The 16,571-nt window shown below is 62.0% G+C and carries 14 protein-coding genes and 1 pseudogene; 6 read left to right on the top strand and 9 right to left on the bottom strand.

Annotated elements, in window-relative coordinates; all coding sequences use genetic code 11:
• Positions 1-153 precede the first annotated feature (153 nt).
• The 6 genes and pseudogenes from N181_RS24335 to N181_RS24310 all read right to left on the bottom strand — a co-directional run bounded on the left by N181_RS24335 (position 154) and on the right by N181_RS24310 (position 6,398).
• Positions 154-1,305 (bottom strand): ABC transporter ATP-binding protein, encoded by a 1,152-nt coding sequence (locus N181_RS24335; protein ID WP_037435323.1) that lies wholly within the window; start codon positions 1,303-1,305, stop codon positions 154-156.
• The gene (locus tag N181_RS24330; protein ID WP_037397805.1) at positions 1,302-2,129 is read right to left on the bottom strand and encodes a carbohydrate ABC transporter permease; all 828 of its coding nucleotides are present in this window, start codon (positions 2,127-2,129) and stop codon (positions 1,302-1,304) included. The genes N181_RS24335 and N181_RS24330 overlap by 4 nt, the downstream gene beginning before the upstream one ends.
• Positions 2,126-3,028 carry a carbohydrate ABC transporter permease gene (locus N181_RS24325; protein WP_037397802.1) on the bottom strand — a complete coding sequence of 301 codons (903 nt, stop codon included), beginning with the start codon at positions 3,026-3,028 and terminating at the stop codon, positions 2,126-2,128. Before N181_RS24325 ends, N181_RS24330 begins: the two co-directional genes overlap by 4 nt.
• A gap of 124 nt (positions 3,029-3,152) precedes the next feature.
• Positions 3,153-4,385, bottom strand: a complete 1,233-nt coding sequence (locus tag N181_RS24320; RefSeq protein ID WP_037397799.1) for an ABC transporter substrate-binding protein — start codon at positions 4,383-4,385, stop codon at positions 3,153-3,155.
• A 67-nt stretch (positions 4,386-4,452) separates the two neighbouring features.
• A pseudogene (locus tag N181_RS24315) lies at positions 4,453-5,354 on the bottom strand (sugar phosphate isomerase/epimerase family protein).
• Positions 5,355-5,366: 12 nt separating this feature from the next.
• Positions 5,367-6,398, bottom strand: a complete 1,032-nt coding sequence (locus tag N181_RS24310; RefSeq protein WP_080579246.1) for a Gfo/Idh/MocA family protein — start codon at positions 6,396-6,398, stop codon at positions 5,367-5,369.
• A gap of 131 nt (positions 6,399-6,529) precedes the next feature.
• Here N181_RS24310 and N181_RS24305 point away from each other — a divergent pair, with 131 nt between their 5' ends.
• The 4 genes from N181_RS24305 (at position 6,530) to N181_RS24290 (ending at position 10,940) form a co-directional block, all read left to right on the top strand.
• A complete protein-coding gene (locus N181_RS24305) occupies positions 6,530-7,567 on the top strand; it encodes a LacI family DNA-binding transcriptional regulator (RefSeq protein WP_037397789.1) in 1,038 nt (345 codons plus the stop codon).
• 318 nt (positions 7,568-7,885) lie between these two features.
• Positions 7,886-8,188, top strand: coding sequence for a hypothetical protein (locus tag N181_RS24300; RefSeq protein ID WP_014331670.1), 303 nt, complete (start codon positions 7,886-7,888; stop codon positions 8,186-8,188).
• Between the two features lie 239 nt (positions 8,189-8,427).
• Positions 8,428-9,555: a site-2 protease family protein gene (locus N181_RS24295; RefSeq protein WP_037397786.1), complete on the top strand. Its 1,128-nt coding sequence runs from the start codon at positions 8,428-8,430 to the stop codon at positions 9,553-9,555.
• Between the two features lie 137 nt (positions 9,556-9,692).
• Positions 9,693-10,940: a S41 family peptidase gene (locus N181_RS24290; RefSeq protein WP_060563947.1), complete on the top strand. Its 1,248-nt coding sequence runs from the start codon at positions 9,693-9,695 to the stop codon at positions 10,938-10,940.
• Between the two features lie 27 nt (positions 10,941-10,967).
• Here N181_RS24290 and N181_RS24285 read toward each other — a convergent pair whose 3' ends face one another.
• Both N181_RS24285 and N181_RS24280 read right to left on the bottom strand, forming a co-directional pair.
• Positions 10,968-11,966, bottom strand: coding sequence for an ABC transporter permease (locus tag N181_RS24285; RefSeq protein WP_037397782.1), 999 nt, complete (start codon positions 11,964-11,966; stop codon positions 10,968-10,970).
• Positions 11,967-11,993: 27 nt separating this feature from the next.
• Positions 11,994-12,791, bottom strand: coding sequence for an ATP-binding cassette domain-containing protein (locus N181_RS24280; protein WP_192936440.1), 798 nt, complete (start codon positions 12,789-12,791; stop codon positions 11,994-11,996).
• Between the two features lie 191 nt (positions 12,792-12,982).
• On the opposite strand from N181_RS24280, the gene N181_RS24275 reads away from it, so the two are divergent.
• Positions 12,983-13,963, top strand: a complete 981-nt coding sequence (locus tag N181_RS24275) for an NAD-dependent epimerase/dehydratase family protein (RefSeq protein ID WP_037435336.1) — start codon at positions 12,983-12,985, stop codon at positions 13,961-13,963.
• A gap of 46 nt (positions 13,964-14,009) precedes the next feature.
• The gene (locus N181_RS24270; protein WP_014331664.1) at positions 14,010-14,999 is read left to right on the top strand and encodes a sugar-binding protein; all 990 of its coding nucleotides are present in this window, start codon (positions 14,010-14,012) and stop codon (positions 14,997-14,999) included.
• A 44-nt stretch (positions 15,000-15,043) separates the two neighbouring features.
• Here the strand turns inward: N181_RS24270 and eglC are convergent, their stop codons facing one another.
• Positions 15,044-16,441, bottom strand: coding sequence for an endo-1,3-1,4-beta-glycanase EglC (eglC, locus tag N181_RS24265; protein ID WP_037397773.1), 1,398 nt, complete (start codon positions 16,439-16,441; stop codon positions 15,044-15,046).
• Positions 16,442-16,571: the final 130 nt, after the last annotated feature.

The raw sequence follows: 16,571 nt of genomic DNA, 5'->3' as shown, positions 1-16,571 counted from the left end.
CCAGATGGCTTTCGTCTATGGCTGAACTTTCCCCGGACAGCCCTGCCACAAGCGGGACCAAGGAGACTCGCGGCGGGCTCTCGCCACAAGATCGCGCCTCTCTTCGCAAACGGAACGTCGGCCGAGGTGAGCGCGGCTTGCCCCCCTTCCCCGTCAGGACGGAGAGAAGGTCGCGGCAGCGGGATGAGGGGCAGCCCGCGCGGCGGAACGCCCGTCGTTGCGCACTCTTTCGCCTTCGATCCGCTTGCCCGTCTCCGCGTCGAACAGATGCAGTTGCTTGGGATCGATCGCAAGGCCGATAATGTCGCCGCTTTTCACGTCGCCGCGCCCGGTCTCGACCACGGTCAGTTCAGGCTGCGTCGCGGCGGTGACATAGGTGGCCGAGCCGGTCGACTCGACGACGCCGATGGGGATATCGAAGGCTCCCTCGCCGGCGGCGACGATCCTGATGTGCTCCGGGCGAATGCCGACCGTGACTCCGAGTCCAGGCGCCAGTCGAACGGCAAGCGCCAGTCTCGCCCGCGTCCTGCCGAAATCGAGGACCGCGTCTGCCCCGCCCTCGCCGACGACGGCCGGGATGAAGTTCATCGCCGGCGAGCCGATGAAGCCGGCGACGAACCTGTTGGCCGGCCTGTCATAGAGGTCGAGCGGTCGCCCCTGTTGCTCTATGACGCCGTCGCGCATGACGACGACGTGGTCGGCCATGGTCATCGCCTCGATCTGATCGTGTGTGACATAGACCGAGGTGGCGTGCAGCCGATCGTGCAGCGCCCGGATCTCCTTGCGCATATGTACGCGAAGAGCCGCGTCGAGATTCGAAAGCGGCTCGTCGAACAGGAAGGCCTTCGGATGACGGATGATGGCGCGGCTCATCGCGACACGCTGGCGCTGCCCGCCCGAGAGTTCGCGTGGATACCGTTTCATCAGGTGCGCGAGGCCCGTGGTCGCCGCCACCTCTGCGGCGGCCTTCAGCGCCTCCGCCTTCTTCACGCCGCGAATGCGCAGGCTGTAGGTCAGGTTCTGCTCGACCGTCATGTGCGGATAGAGCGCGTAGGACTGGAAGACCATCGCCACATCGCGCTTGCGCGGCGGAACATCGTTCATCCGCTGGCCGGCGATCTTCATCTCGCCGGTCGAAATCTTCTCGAGGCCGGCGAGCGAGCGGAGCAGCGTGGACTTGCCGCAACCGGAGGGCCCGACGAGGGCGACGAAGGTCCCCTCCTCGATGGCAAGATTGATGTCCTTCAGTGCGTGGAAGGCACCATAATATTTGTTGATGCCGTTGAGCTCGATCTGAAGGGTCATTTGAGGGCTCCCGATGTGAGGCCGGAAACGATGCGGCGCTGCAAAAGGACGAAGGCGGCGAGAATGGGCGTCACGTAGATCGTGGCGTAGGCCATGATGTTGTTCCATTCATTGGTGTTCGGACCCATGAAGGAGTTGAGCCCGACGCTTGCCGGCTGCAACTCGACCGCCTGGATCATCGATTTTGAATAGACGAACTCGCCGAAGGACTGCATGAAGATCAGGATGGCGCTGACCAGGATGCCGTTTCTCGCAAGCGGCAGGACGATGTTGAAGAAGGCGCCGATGCGCGAATTGCCGTCGACGAGCGCCGCCTCCTCGAGTTCCATCGGCACGCTCATGAAGGTCGCCCTGACGAGCACGACGAAAAAGGGCATGCTCTTTGCAGCGATCGCCAGGATGACCGCCAGCCGCGGCGTGTCGAGCAGGCCGAATTGCGAGAAGCCGACGAAGATCGGCGTCACCATCAGCGAGGCGGGCAGCACCTGAAGCATCAGGATCAAGAAAAGCCCGACATCCACCCAGGCATTGCGGTAGCGCGCCAGTGCGTAGGCGCAGCCGACGCCGAGCACCGCGATGAGCGAAACGGCGCCGGAGGCGATGACCAGCGAGTTCCACAAATAGCGTCCCATGTTGCGGCTTTGCCAGACGTATTGGTAGATTCCCCACTGCGGCTCGCTCGGCAAGAACTTCGGTGGTGTTGCGAACATCGCTGATCCGGTCTTCAGCGCGGTGATGTACATCCAGTAGAGCGGGAAGAGGTAGATGGCCGCGAGCACGAGCGCGACGGCGAACATCAGCCGATTGCGGAACGTGTCACTCATCCTCTGACCTCATGGCGGGTGGAGCGCACATAGACGACGGAAGCGAGCATCACAAAGACGATCATGATCACCGAGATCGTTGCACCCTTTGCGAAATCATATTGGCGGAAGGAGAGATCCCAGGCCCAATATTGCGTAACATTGGACGCGTTGTTCGGTCCGCCGGAGGTGATCGCGGCGAAAAGGTCGAACTGTTGCAGGGTAAAGATCAGGCCGAGCGCGATGATGGCACCGATCGTCGAGCGCATCATCGGCAAAGTGATCGTGAAGAAGCGCTGCACCGCGTTCGCCCCGTCGAGTTCGGCCGCCTCGTAGAGGTCCTTCGGGATGCCCGATAGCCCGACCGAGAGCAGGATCATGTTGAACGACGTGCCAAGCCAGATATTGGCGATGATAACCGCCCAGAGCGAATAATTCGGGTCGGAGCGCCAGAAGATATTGCCGTCGGTGACGCCGGTTTCCCGCAGGAAGAAGTTGAGGACCCCGAAATCGCCGGAAAGAATCCAGTTCCAGATCGCACCGACAACGAGGCCCGGCATCACCCAGGAGACGAGAAAGAGGCCGCGCAGCCAGGAAGCGCCCGGAAAATTCATCCAGAAGAACAGCGCGAGACCGAAGCCGATCAGGAATTGCCCGGCAATAGAGGCACTGACGAAGATCGCCGTATTGAGCAAGATCGGACGCGTTTCCGATTGCGAGAAGAGATCGGCATAGTTCTTCAAGCCGATGAATGGCCGCACGAAGCTACCGAGGCTGAACATGTCGACCTCCTGGAAGCTCATCACCAAATTGTAGACGAGCGGCAGCCCGGACATGATGAACAGGAAGGCGAGCGGCAACAGGACAAGACCGATGTCGAAACCTTTGCCGTCCGTCACGCTGGCTATAATTCTCTTCATTGCTATCCCCGCAGGCGATCCCGGCCGCAGCCGGAGATCGCCTCTCTCGGGAGGAAATGAGGACGGATCATGCGCGACAATCCGCCGGTGAATGCCCACCGCCGCATAAAGCGGCGATGCCTTCTCAGCCAAGGACCGCCTTGATCTTCTCGGCCGCCTGATCCAACGCTTCCTTGGAGCTCATCTGGCCGGTCAGAGCCGCCTGGATCGCGTCCTGGATGGCTTTCGAAATCTTCGGCCATTCCGGATGCGGGCCGCGGGGCTTGGCATATTTCAGCTGTTCCACGAAGACCTTGAGAGCCGCATCCTTCAACGGCACGCCGGTCGGCGGGATAGAGATGTCGGAGCGGGCCGGCAGCTGTCCGAAATTCTTGAACATCCGGTCGTCCTGCGAGACGAAATATTCGAGGACCTTGAAGGCCTCCTCTGGGTGCTCGGTGTTCGAGAAGATCGCCCAGTTAAAATCACCCATCGCCGAGGAGCGTTCAGCGCCCGCCTGCGGCACGGGGAGAAGCGCGACACCCCAATCGAACTTCGCCTCCTTGAGCATGCGATCGAGTTCCCAGGGACCGGAGATCGCCATCGCGGCATTGCCGGAATTGAAGGTACCGGTCGAATCCCATTGGCCGCGTGTGAGCGAATCCGGCGAGGCAAGCTTCTCGTCGAGGATTGTCTTCCAGATGTCGAGCGCCTTGACGGCACCTTCCGAATTGATGTGGTCGTAGCTGCTACCGGCCATCTGCGCCCAGGGCAGAAACTGGAAAGTGCCCTCCTCGTTCGCCTTGGCCGAGAAAGCGAGGCCGTAGACGTTGGCGGCCGGGTCCGTCAACTTGCGCGCCGCCTCGACCAGCTCGTCCCAGGTCTGCGGCGGTTTGCTCGGGTCAAGCCCCTTCGCCTTGAACATGTCCTTGTTGTAGTAAAGCGCGATCGTATTGGTCGCCTTCGGAATGCCGTAATATTTGCCGTCCCAGGTCACGGAGGCGAGCGGTCCGGGAAAGTAGTTCTCCGGCTTGACCGCCGCGGATTTCGAAATCATGTCGGTGAGATCGAGAAAGGCACCGCGCGAGGAAAACAGCGCGTGCTCCGGATTGTCGACGGCGATGATGTCCGGGGCTTGACCCGTCGAATAGGCGCGCATCGCCTCGCTGACGACGTCATCGAACTGGATCTGGCGATACTCGACTTTAATTCCTGAATTTAGCTTATTGAAATCGTTTATCAAGTTCGGCGCCGGCTGAATATCTCTGTCGAGCGACCAGACGCTGATCGTCACGTCTTCCGCGCTTGCGGAAAAAGCCGGCACGGAAAGGCTGGCAAGGGCGAACGCGCCCAGCATTGCATATCTGCGGATTCCCATGGACTCCTCCTCTCATGGTTCTCCCGCGGCCTGCATCCTCCACGCAGGCCGTCAGGCATGTCTCGTCTCAAGCAGGGTCGACGACGAAGTCACCTCCCCGGCAGGTCTTCAGGTGGTTGAGCGCATGCACCTGGCCGGTCATTTCCATCGCGTCGCGATAGACCGGGTCGTGCCAGCCTTCGATGTCGATCGCGCCGGACCAGCCGGCCAGCCTCAGCTCGGAGATGATGTCGGTCCAGTTGCTGTCGCCGAAACCCGGCGTACGCATGAAGACGAACTTCTCCTTGCCGAAGATGCCGTGCTCACGGATGACGTCCCAGCGGATTGTCGCGTCCTTGCCGTGCACATGGAAAATCTTGTGCGCCCATTTGCGGATTTGCGGCAGCGGCTCGATGAGATAGACCATCTGGTGACAGGGTTCCCATTCGAGCCCGATGTGGTCGTCCGGCGTCTCGTTGAAGATATTTCCCAGGCATCGGGATTGTGGGCGATGTTCCAATCGCCTGTCGCCCAGTTGCCGTCCATGGCGCAGTTCTCGAAGGCGATCTTGACGCCCTTGTCGGCGGCGCGAGCGGCGAGCTCCCGCCAGACCTTCCGGTAGCGCGGCAGGCTGTCGGTGAGCGGCCGGTTACGGATCCGGCCGGTAAAGCCCGCTACACAGGTCGCGCCGAAATGGTGGGCATTATCGATGCAGTCCTTCCAGCCCTGCAGCGTCTGCAGGTCGATATCGGTCTCCTCGAGCGGATTGCCGAACATGCCGAGCGTCGAGATGGTGACGTCGCGATCGCCGATCGCCTCGCGGCAACGCTTGCCGAGATCGGCGAGGTTCTGCCCGTTGGTAGTCTGCCAGAAGAAGGGCTCGAAGCTTTCGAAGCCGAAGTCGGCGATCTCGGCCATGCGTTGCGCCGCCCCGCCCTTGGTGGCGCTCACCATGGTGCCGATGCGGATGGACTTGGCTGGATTGCTCATCGGTTGCCTCGTTCAGATTGTCACGCGCTGCCGGGTGCGGGCGCTCTCGATCGCCGCGAACACCATGGCAAGGCTGTTGATATTGTCGTCGCTCGCCGTCTCCGGCTTCTTGCCGCTGCGGATCGCCGCGATGAAATCGGCAATCACGCTGGCGTGCCCGTGAGTTTGCCGCGGGTCGGCGGGCTGCGGGATTTCGAGCGGCACCGGTTCGCGCAGCAAGTCCTCGCCGCTCGCAACCGTATTGGCACGGAAGCTTTCGGCGCCATCCCAAAGCAGGGTGCCTTGCGTCCCGGTGATACGCCACGCGCTCTCCCAGCTCGTGTCGGCGCCCTCGGCGCACCAGGAGCCGCGATAGGTGAACGTCACGTTATCCGAGAACTCGAAGATCGCCGTTGCGGCCGCGCCGTGCCGATACCAGGAGCCGCGCGGGTTCTCCTCATGGCAGTAGACGGCAAGCGGCTTCTTGTTGGCGACGAAACGGGCCGCATCGAAGGTGTGGATCGCCATGTCGAGAAGCAGCACGTGCTCCATCTCTTCGCGAAATCCACCGAAGTGGGCACCAATGAAGAAGTCGCAGTGAATGCCGGTGAGTTCGCCGAGTCCGCCCTCTTCCACGAAACGGCGGATGCGGCGTACGCCGGAGATGAAGCGACGGTTCTGCACGACCGCATGCAGCTTCCCCGCCTCATCGGCAAGGCGGATCAACTCCCGGCCGGCATCGAGCGAAGCGGCCATCGGCTTCTCGCTGAGCACGTGGCAGCCATGCCTGAAGCCGGTGGCAACCACGTCGCGACGTGCCGCCGGCACGACGATATCGAAAAGGATGTCCGGGGTCGTTTGGGCGAGCACGGCATCGAGGTCAGAGCCGATGACGACGTCCTCGAGATCGAACGCGGTTGCGAGGGCGACGGCGATCTCGGGCTTCACGTCGACGAGGCCGACGATCCGGATCGCCGACCGAAGATCGGGGTCGGCAGCGATCGCCTTCACCCAGCCTGTGGCCATAGCTCCGCACCCGCACAGAACTGCGCGCAAGATCACGATTCTCCTCCCGAAACCTATGTTTTCGCCTTGTATTGGCGTCCGTAAACGTTTACGGAACTATGCGGAGTTTCCGAAACATGTCAATAGGGAATCAGAGCCGGCGGGGCGGACAGAGGAGGAAACACTCCGAAATGAAGGGCATTCGGCGTCTTGCGCAGCATCTCGATATATCGATCGGAACGGTCTCCCGGGCGCTGAACGGCCGCCCCGATGTGAACGAGGAAACGCGCAGGCGGGTGCTGGCGGCCGCCAAGGAACTTGGTTATGTGCCGAACCAGTCCGGGCGAAGCCTGCGCCAGGGCACGACGAACATCATCGGCTTCATGATGCAGACCGGAACGGAGATCACCGGTCAGGGCGACACGTTCTTCATGAGCGTCTTCGACGGCGTGCAGGCGGTTTTCGCCAGGCACAAGCTCGATCTCGTCGCCCTGCTCTGCTCATCGCAGGAGGACCCGGGCGACTATCTGCGCCGCGTGGTGGCCCGCGGCTTTGCCGACGGCGTGATCCTGTCGGCAACGCAACGCCACGATCCGCGCGTCGAACTCCTGTCCGAGCGCAATATTCCCTTCGTCACCCTGGGCAGAACCCTGACGGATGCCGGCCAACCCTGGCTCGACCTCGATTTCGAGGGCATGGCGCAGGCGTCCATCGACCGGCTCGTCGCCCACGGGCATCGCCGCATCGCCGTCACGCGGCCGCACGACGACGTCAACCTCGGCTACGTATTTGTCGAACGCTGCCGCGAGGCGCTGGCTGCGCACGGTCTCGCTCTCGATGAGGACCTGGTCTTTCGGTCCACTCCCAACGAGGCGGGCGGATATCAGATCGGCCGAGACCTCCTCGCGCTGGACGACCGGCCGACCGCCATCGTGCTGATCAACGAAACGATCGCGATCGGCTTTTACCGGGCGCTTTCCGAGGCAGGCGTCAAGCCCGGGCGCGACATCGCCGTCATCGGGCGCTACAGTCCACACGCCCAGTTCCTCTCGCCGTCGCTCACCTGCTTCCGCCTGTCGCTGCGCGATCTCGGCGTTGCCTTGGCCGAAACGCTGCTCGCGACCATGCCGGCCTTCAAGCATCATTATCCGCATGCGACCGCGAACACGCTCTGGCCGATGGAGCTCGTCGAAGGCGCGAGCGATGCTCTTCACATCCATCAGTCCTGAGTAGCCATGAGCGATTCAAGAACAATCATAGGTAGTTGTTCGGCTTATCTACAGCCGGCAGGACGTGAATTCGCCCGATTTGAACTGTAACGCCGGCTGATGTGGATCGTTTTGGATGATCCCGCCGCTTGTAAGCATCAATGAACGCTGTCGGTTCTGAACTATGTCTTGCGTTGGAGAACTGGCGATCATTGCTTGTCGATCACAATGTTTCGCGTTCTTTGATCGAAATCGAGAAAGTAATTCGATTCAAACCGTTAGATCGGATTTCGAATGTAGTGTCTTGTCTTTCGACTTCCGTTGTAGGAGGAGATCGCAATGCGCGGATATTTCTTTTTGCTGGTCGGATTGTCGATAAACACCTTTGCTTACGCCCATGACGCACCGAGCGGCTGGAAATATCCGAACTCTTGCTGCTCGAATTTCGACTGCCGGCACGTCAACCAGACGGCGATAAGCGAACGCCCACAAGGCTACATCATCAACGCGACCGGCGAGGTCCTCCCCTATTCCGACAGAAGGGTGCGCATCTCGCCAGACGGCGAATATCATTGGTGCTCGGCGGCGGGCCAGGACCATGGAAGAACGATCTGTCTGTTTGTACCGGCGAGAGCCTATTGAGAGCTGCAGCAAGACACGAAGCCTGCCGAAGATGTTCAAGCGGCAAGCGCGCCTGAAGCCGTAACGGAACGCTCCCCTGGCCTTTAATTGTGCGGATGTCCTCGCTGTGCCGCCGGCCGCGTCAACCGCGCCCATCGAGGTGGATGTCAAAGCCGACGTCGGCAGCGTACACTCGATCCTGGCAGATTTTTGCCGAGAGCGCCTGTGAAACGACGGCACGGCAGGAGCGTATCGCGAATATGGCTTGGTCTTTCAGGATTGGAACGATTGCCGGCACGGCGCTTCGCGTGCACGTGACCTTCGCGCTGCTGCTCGTCTGGATCTGGCTGATGCACTATAGGATCGGCGGCACGCCGGCCGCCCTTGAAGGCGTCGCATTCGTCCTGGCGGTCTTCGGCTGCGTGGTCCTGCACGAATTCGGCCATATCGCCGCGGCGCGCCATTTCGGCATCAAGACGCCGGATATCACGCTTCTCCCGATTGGCGGCGTCGCACGGCTCGAGCGAATGCCGGAAGAACCGGGGGCGGAATTCGTGATCGCGATCGCCGGACCGCTTGTCAACGTGGCGATCGCCGGCGTCATCATTGTTGTGCTCAGGACCTCCGTCGGTCTCGAACAGATCGCCGGGATCGAGGACCCGCATATGAGCTTTCTGGCGCGGCTGGCCGGGGTGAATGTCTTTCTGGTGCTTTTCAACATGATCCCGGCCTTTCCCATGGACGGCGGCCGCGTCTTGCGGGCCGCGCTGGCCTCGCGCTTGAGCTGGCCGCGCGCCACCCAGATCGCTGCAATGATCGGCCAGGGCCTGGCCTTCGTCTTCGGCTTCGTTGGCCTGTTCTACAATCCGTTGCTGATCTTCATCGCAATCTTCGTCTATCTGGCAGCGACCGCGGAAGCGCAGAACGCCCAAATCCGCGAGGTCTCCGGCAGTATTCTCGTGAGCGACGTGATGATTACCGAATTCGCCACGCTCGACCGCACGGCGAGCATCGACGAGGCTATCGAAGCCCTGCTTGCCACGACGCAGCGCGAGTTTCCGGTCGTGGATGCCTTCGGCCATTTCGAGGGCCTGCTCACGCGGGACGACATGATCCGAACCCTGAAGGAGAAGGGCGCAGCAGCGCCCATCGTCCAGGTGATGCGTCGCGACGTGCCAAGGATCCACCATCGCAAACGCCTCGACGAAAGCCTCAGGCTCATGCAGGAGGCGAATTCCCCTGCGATCGCGGTCGTGGACAGCACGGACCGCCTGGTCGGCCTGATGACCCATGAGACCATCGGAGAAATGATGATGGTGCGCGCGGCCGCGGCCGGCCGCTTTCGTTTCGGGCATTTGCGGCATCGCAACCCCGAAAGCCGAAGCTGAACAAGAACGGCGTCTTCCGAGAAGAGGACGGAACGACCGGGACGCGCCCCTTCACGGAATGTTGTTGAGGGGAGCCTCGATCCGGCTGCAGCTTTGCGGATACAGTTGGCCATTGACAGAAACAAGGCTCCGCAACGATGAAAACGTTCGGCTCCCTGCCCTTCGCGCTCCTGCTCCTGCTGGTGCCCGGTCAGGGCTTCGCTCTGGATCTGCCCCGCTCTGGCCATTCCGTGTTCGATCGCGCCGTCGAGCTGGTCGTCGACAATTTCTATGACGCATCGGCGCTCGACCGGTTCGGCGCTGCGGTCCGCCGACAAGTGACGGATGAGCGCGGCGCACTGACGGCCAAGAGCTCCGAAGATCGCGTCGACGCAGCGGTCGAGAGCGTCCTCGCCAGTCTCGCCGTATCGCACACCGGCCGCTTCACCGCCGACACGATCGACTATTACGAACTGGCCGACATATTCCGTTTTGCCATCCGCAACGATATCAAACGCCTGTTTCCGCCGGACGGCGAGGTTCGCTATGCCGGCATCGGCATGGTCACGCGCCTCGAAGACGGACTGCGTTTCGTCAGCGATGTCTATGACGGGGCGCCCGCCGACCGGGCAGGCATAAGGGTCGGCGACGAGATCCTCTCCGTGGACGGTCTGCCGTACCGGGAGATCGCATCGTTCGAAGACAAGGTCGGGCGCACCGTCGACGTCCGGCTGCGCCGGCATCGGGAGGCGCGACCCCTCACTGTCACGATCGCCGTCGAGCGTCTGCAGCCGCTGCGCACATTCGAGAAGGCGATAGAGAGCAGCATTGCGGTCACCGAACGGGAGGGCCGGCGCATCGGCTATCTGCGGCTCTGGACCCTCTCCACCCGCGACGGCCTCAACATCGTCGCCCGTGAGCTCGCCAGCGGCCGCCTCAAGGACGCTGACGGCGTCATCGTCGACCTGCGCGGCCGTTGGGGCGGGGGGCCACCGGACGCCGCGGACCTCTTTGTCGGCGGGGTACCGACATTCCGGCTGATCTCGCGGGACGGCAAGGACATGCTCGGGACCGTGCGCTGGCGCCGGCCGGTCGTGGCGATCATCGATGAAGGATCGAGAAGCGGCCTCGAGCTCTTCGCCCACGCCCTGAAGGTGAATGGCATACCGCTTGTCGGCTCCCGTACGGCCGGTGCCTTGCTCGCCGGACGGGCCTTTCTTCTTCCCGATGACAGCCTGCTGGAAGTGGCTGTCTCCGATGCGGTCATCGACGACGGTCTTCGTTTGGAAGGCCGTGGCGTCGAACCCGACATAGCCGTAGCCTTCAGCCTGCCCTATGCGGCGGGGCGCGACCCGCAACTCGACGCCGCAATGGAGGAGATGCAGCGCATTCTCGCCAAGGGCTGAAGGGCTCTGCCACCCGTCAGCGGCCCCCTATTCGCTCTGGCGGAAACTGCGGATGCGATCGAACAGCACGGCGAGCACCGTCGCCCCGCCGATGAACGTTCCCTGCCAGAAGGCGTTGATGCCGAGCAGGCCGAGACTGTTGCGGATCACCTCGATCAGCGCCGCACCGATCAAGGCGCCCGAAGCGGTGCCGAGCCCACCCGCCAGGTTGGCGCCGCCGATGACCGCCGCGGCGATGACCTGAAGCTCCATGCCGGCGCCGATATTGGTGGTGACGGCGCCGAGCCAGCCGGTCTGGATGATGCCGGCAACGCCCGCCGAAAGCGCGGAAATCATGTAGACCGTCACCTTGATCCGGCGGACCGGAACGCCGGTCAGCGTCGCGGCGTGCTCGTTGCCGCCGATCGCGAAGACGTAGCGGCCGAATTTCGTCCAGCGCAGCACGAAGCCGGTGAGGAGCGCCAGCACGATCATGTAGATCACCGGATTGGCGATGCCGAAGAACCAGGCCCCGCCACCGAGCGCCAGCAGCATGTCGTGATCCGGTCCGAACTGGAAGACGACGGTGTTGTTGGAGGCGACCATCGCCAGACTTCGCGCGATCGACAGCATCCCGAGTGTGATGACGAAGGGTGGAAAGCCGAGATAGGCGATCATGACGCCGTTGAAACCCCCGATGAGGAGGGCCGTGCCGACCGACGCGGCAATCCCGATTTCGATGCTGTAGCCGGCATTCATGACCACCGCGAGCACCATGCTGCAGAGGCACAGGACCGAGCCGACCGACAGGTCGATGCCGCCGGTGATGATCACCAGCGTCATGCCGAGGGCGATAATCGCCACGAAGGTGAAATTGCGGGTGATGTTGTAGAGGTTCTTCGGTGTCGCGAAGGTATCCGTCGCCACCGACAGGAAGAGGCAGGCCAGAATGACGGCGACCAGCACCCAGAATGTCTGGCTGGACAGAACCGAGGTGACCCAGCTCTGCTGTCTCTGCCCGATCGCCCGATCCAAGGTAATTGCCATGACCGACCTTCGCTTTCCCTGCGCTGACTATACCTGTTCGATTGCACCCGTGATCAGGCCCGTCACCTCTTCCGGCGAACTCGCCGCAATCGCCTTGTCGGCGACCTTTCGGCCGCGCCGCATGACAATGACACGATCGGCAACGTCGAAGACGTCCGGCATGCGGTGGCTGATCAGCACGACGGCGATGCCGCGGTCACGCAACTGGCGGATGAGATTCAGCACTTCAGCCACCTGGCGGACCGATATCGCCGCCGTCGGTTCGTCCATCAGCACGATCTTCGCTTCCGAAAGCATGGTGCGCGCGATCGCCACGGCTTGCCGCTGCCCGCCCGACATCTGCTTGACGAGGTCGCGCGGCCGGGTTTCGGACTTCAACTCCTTGAAGATCTCTCCGGCGCGTCGGTACATCGACTTGTAATCGAGAATGCGCAGCGGACCGACGCCGCGCCGCAATTCGCGCCCGAGGAAGACGTTCGCCGCCGCGCTGAGATTATCGCAGAGCGCCAGGTCCTGATAGACGATCTCGATGCCGTGCTGGCGGGCTTCGACAGGGCGGTGCATGACGAGTTCGGCACCATTCATGCGCATGGTACCGTGGCTCGGCCGATAATTTCCGGCGATCATCTTGACGATGGTGGATTTGCCGGCGCCGTTGTCGCCCATAAGACCGACGACCTCGCCCGCCTGAAGCGTGAACGAAACGTCGTTGACCGCCTGGATGGCGCCGAAATGCTTGGAAATATTGGCGAGTTCGAGAACCGCCACGTTAGCCTCCCGATACCTGTGGCCGAAGCTGCGCTCCGAGCATACCTCGCTTGGCAAGAGCCTATATGCCGCCGCCGCCCGGGTCTCCTCCCCCTGGGTAATGCGATCTCCATTTACGCAAATGCGCGGAACAGCGTCAATCAATCGTCCTACAAATAAAGACGTACATGCGCGCGAACTAATATTGTATTACAAATATTCGTTGACGCGCGAAGCGCGTGGATATTAGCTATCAGCAGGAGGAGAGCATGCTGATCCTTGTCACCGGGGCAACGGGCAAGGTCGGACAGCATCTCATCGCTGGGCTGCTTGACGATCCGCGTTTTTCCAGGGCGCGCATCCGCGCGCTTTGCCACAACCGCCTGTGTGCCGAAACTGACCGTGTCGAAATGGTCCGCGGCTCGATCGCCGAGCGCGACGTCGCCGCCCGCGCGCTCGTCGGGGTGACGCATGTCGTCCATCTCGCCACCTGCAAGGAAACACCCGACAGCGTCATGGACGTGACGGTCAAGGGTCTGTTCTGGCTGCTCGAGGAATTCCGCGCCAGCGAGACCGCACGGCAGTTCATCCTCATCGGCGGCGATGCCGGCATAGGCCATTTCCATTACCGGCACGACGGTCCCATCACCGAGGCGACGCCGCATCGGGCCTATCCGGGCTGCTACGCCCTGTCGAAGGTCCTCGAAGAGGTGATGCTGGAGCAATATGGCATCCAGTACGGCATCAACGGCTGCTGCCTGCGCGCGCCGTGGATCATGGAGAAGGACGACTTCAAGTATTCTCTGTCCTTTGGCGACGACGTGTTCGGCGGGCCGATCTGGAAGAATCTCGTTCCCGAAGCTGATGCGAAGCGCTACGCGAATGACGGCACGGTGCCGTTGCTGCTGGACGCCGACGAGCGGCCATTAAAGCGCAACTTCATCCATGTCGACGATCTTGTCGCGGCGATACTGGCGGCGATCGACAACCCCCGTGCGGTCCGGCAGCTCTTCAACATTTCGATGGATCGACCGGTCGACTACGGCGAAGTCGCCGCCTATCTCGCCCGCACGCGCGGCCTTGGCTCCGTCGATATCCCGAGCCGCTTCCATTCCAATTGGATGGACAACAGCAAGGCCAAATACCTGCTGGGCTGGCAACCCGGCCATGATCTGGAGAAGCTTTTAGACTCGGCCTGGCAGTACGAGCGCGCAGCGGAGAATCCGCGCGTCGTCTGGTATCCCGGCTGACTGGTGTCGCGGACACGGGGTGTCCGTGCGTTCAAGGGAGGAAAGCATGAGGAAGGCATTATTGCTTGCCGCAGCCGTCCTGGCGCTCAGCGCCGGAACCGCTCTGGCCCAGAAGAAACAGCTTGTCATTGTCGTGAAAGGCCTCGACAACCCGTTCTTCGAGGCGATCAACCAGGGCTGCCAGAAGTGGAACAAGGAAAATCCGGATTCGGAATATGAGTGCTTCTACACCGGCCCCGCCTCGACATCCGACGAGGCAGGTGAGGCGCAGATCGTCCAGGATATGCTGGGCAAGGCGGATACGGCGGCGATCGCGATTTCGCCCTCGAACGCCAAGCTCATCGCCCAGACGCTCAAGACCGCCAATCCGACAGTCCCGGTGATGACGCTCGATGCGGACCTCGCGGCCGAAGATTCAGCGCTCCGCAAGACCTATCTCGGGACAGACAATTACCTGATGGGTTTCCGCATCGGCGAGTACATCAAGAAGGGCAAGCCGAACGGCGGCAAGATCTGCACCATCGAAGGCAATCCGGGCGCCGACAATATCCTGCGCCGCGCCCAAGGCATGCGCGACGCGCTGACGGGTCAAAAAGGGCTGGCGGAACTCAAGGGCGAGGGCGGCTGGACGGAAGTCGCCGGCTGCCCGGTCTTCACCAATGACGACGGCGCAAAAGGCGTGCAGGCGATGACCGACATCCTTGCCGCCAATCCCGACCTCGATGCCTTCGGCATCATGGGCGGCTGGCCGCTGTTCGGCGCACCGCAGCCTTACCGCGACCTGTTCAAGCCGATGGCCGACAAGATCGCCAAGAATGAATTCGTCATCGGCGCCGCCGATACGATCGGCGACGAGGTGGCAATCGCCAAAGAGGGCCTGGTCACTGCCCTCGTCGGGCAGCGCCCCTTCGAGATGGGCTATAAGGCGCCCTCGGTGATGATGGACCTGATCGCCGGCAAACCGGTCGAGGATCCGGTCTTTACCGGTCTCGACGAATGCACCAAGGACACGGTGGATACCTGCATCCAGAAATAAGTCTTGAGAGGGAGGCCGGCGGCTTGGCGTCGGCCTCCTTAATCTCAGATCTGCCAGCCGGCGTCCAGCTGATAGGCCTTGATATAGTCGATCTTCATCTCGGAGCCGTCGACCAGCCCGTCGCTCGGCGTGCCGGCGATGCCGCCGACGGCAAGATTGACAAGCATATACATCGGGTCGTGCATATCCGAAGGCGTGTCGGCGCGCGCGATCGCCGCGTCGTCAAAATACCAGACGATCTCGTCTTCCGTCCAAAGCACGCCATATTTGTGAAAGCCGCTTGTGTCGGCAACCCTCACGGCGCTGGCGATACTGGTCTGCGAGCCGGTTTCGTTGGAATGCACGGTGGCGATGATGGTATTCGGGTCCTGCCCGCGCATTTCGACAACGTCGAGTTCCGGCGGCCAGGAGCCGTCGGCGGGCAGGAGCCAGAAGGCCGGCCATACGCCCTGGTCATCCGGCATGTCGGCGCGGATTTCGAAATAGCCATAGGTCTGGGCGAAGGACGCATGGGTCGTCAGGATCCCGGACGTGTAGTCATACCCGTTGATTTCCGCCTGGATCGCTTCGGGCGCAGCCGCGGCTTTGATCGTCAGGACGCCGTTGCTAACAGAAAACGGATTGGCGGCAGCGGTCGGCTGGTAGCTCGGGTTGATATACCATTGCAGTTCGCCGTTCCCGGTAAGCGTGCTTCCCTTGTCCGGCGCCCACCAGAATTTGGTATCCCAGACGCCGCTCGTGCCATTGCGGAGCTGAAGCGTGTTGAATTCGTCCGAAAATGTCTGCGTCAGGACGGAGCGATCCAGGCTGAGCCGGAACTGGTGTGCCTGCAATTCATCGACAGTCGTATTCGCGAACACCAGGCTCTCGCCGTCAGCCAAGGCGAGCCTCAGATCGGAACCCTCCTGGCTCACATTGGCCAGAACCTGCTCGAAGGAGGTGAACCCATAGCCATCCAGACGGACGATGTCGTCGAAGTTGAAATCGGTGATAAGGTCGCTTCCGTTGCCGCGCGCGAATACGAAGGTGTCGGCGCCACCCGCACCGATCAGCACATCATTGCCGCCATCACCGTCGAGCGTCTGGCTTCCCGAGCCACCCTTGATGATGTTGTCGATGTCATTTCCGAAGGCGGACCGGCCATTGCCGGTGACGGTCAGGTTCTCGAAGTTCTCCGGAAGCGTGTAGCTCATCCATGTATTGATCGTATCGACACCCTCGCCCGCCGCCTCGCGGGCCCGGTTGATCCCGGAATAGAGGTAATAGATGTCGTCCCCCTTGCCGCCGATCATGGTGACATTGACGGAACTATCGCCCCACATGGAATCGTTGCCGGCGGTGCCATGGAGCGTCGGCCCCGATCCGGTGGCGGAAAACCAGGCCGTCGAGCTTCCGCTATAGTAGAGGGGCACGCCCACGGCATTCAGCACAGTTCTGCTCATCGAATATCTCCAGTTTGGTTGACCTCCTCCGCGAAGCCCAAAGGCTACACCCCTCCTCCGGCGAACCTACCATCGCCGGCCGGCCTCCACACCCCTACGTCTTTTGGGGCGTTCTGGAACAAAGCTCCGA

It is taken from the genome of Sinorhizobium fredii USDA 205 (genome assembly GCF_001461695.1).
GTDB lineage: Bacteria > Pseudomonadota > Alphaproteobacteria > Rhizobiales > Rhizobiaceae > Sinorhizobium > Sinorhizobium fredii.
This window is presented reverse-complemented; position numbering and strand designations above follow the sequence as displayed.

Coding starts and splice junctions, on each gene's coding strand:
- N181_RS24335 (WP_037435323.1), bottom strand. CDS start 1,305: ATGACCCTTCAGATCGAGCTCAACGGCATCAACAAATATTATGGTGCC.
- N181_RS24330 (WP_037397805.1), bottom strand. CDS start 2,129: ATGAGTGACACGTTCCGCAATCGGCTGATGTTCGCCGTCGCGCTCGTG.
- N181_RS24325 (WP_037397802.1), bottom strand. CDS start 3,028: ATGAAGAGAATTATAGCCAGCGTGACGGACGGCAAAGGTTTCGACATC.
- N181_RS24320 (WP_037397799.1), bottom strand. CDS start 4,385: ATGGGAATCCGCAGATATGCAATGCTGGGCGCGTTCGCCCTTGCCAGC.
- N181_RS24305 (WP_037397789.1), top strand. CDS start 6,530: ATGAAGGGCATTCGGCGTCTTGCGCAGCATCTCGATATATCGATCGGA.
- N181_RS24300 (WP_014331670.1), top strand. CDS start 7,886: ATGCGCGGATATTTCTTTTTGCTGGTCGGATTGTCGATAAACACCTTT.
- N181_RS24295 (WP_037397786.1), top strand. CDS start 8,428: ATGGCTTGGTCTTTCAGGATTGGAACGATTGCCGGCACGGCGCTTCGC.
- N181_RS24290 (WP_060563947.1), top strand. CDS start 9,693: ATGAAAACGTTCGGCTCCCTGCCCTTCGCGCTCCTGCTCCTGCTGGTG.
- N181_RS24285 (WP_037397782.1), bottom strand. CDS start 11,966: ATGGCAATTACCTTGGATCGGGCGATCGGGCAGAGACAGCAGAGCTGG.
- N181_RS24275 (WP_037435336.1), top strand. CDS start 12,983: ATGCTGATCCTTGTCACCGGGGCAACGGGCAAGGTCGGACAGCATCTC.
- N181_RS24270 (WP_014331664.1), top strand. CDS start 14,010: ATGAGGAAGGCATTATTGCTTGCCGCAGCCGTCCTGGCGCTCAGCGCC.
- eglC (WP_037397773.1), bottom strand. CDS start 16,441: ATGAGCAGAACTGTGCTGAATGCCGTGGGCGTGCCCCTCTACTATAGC.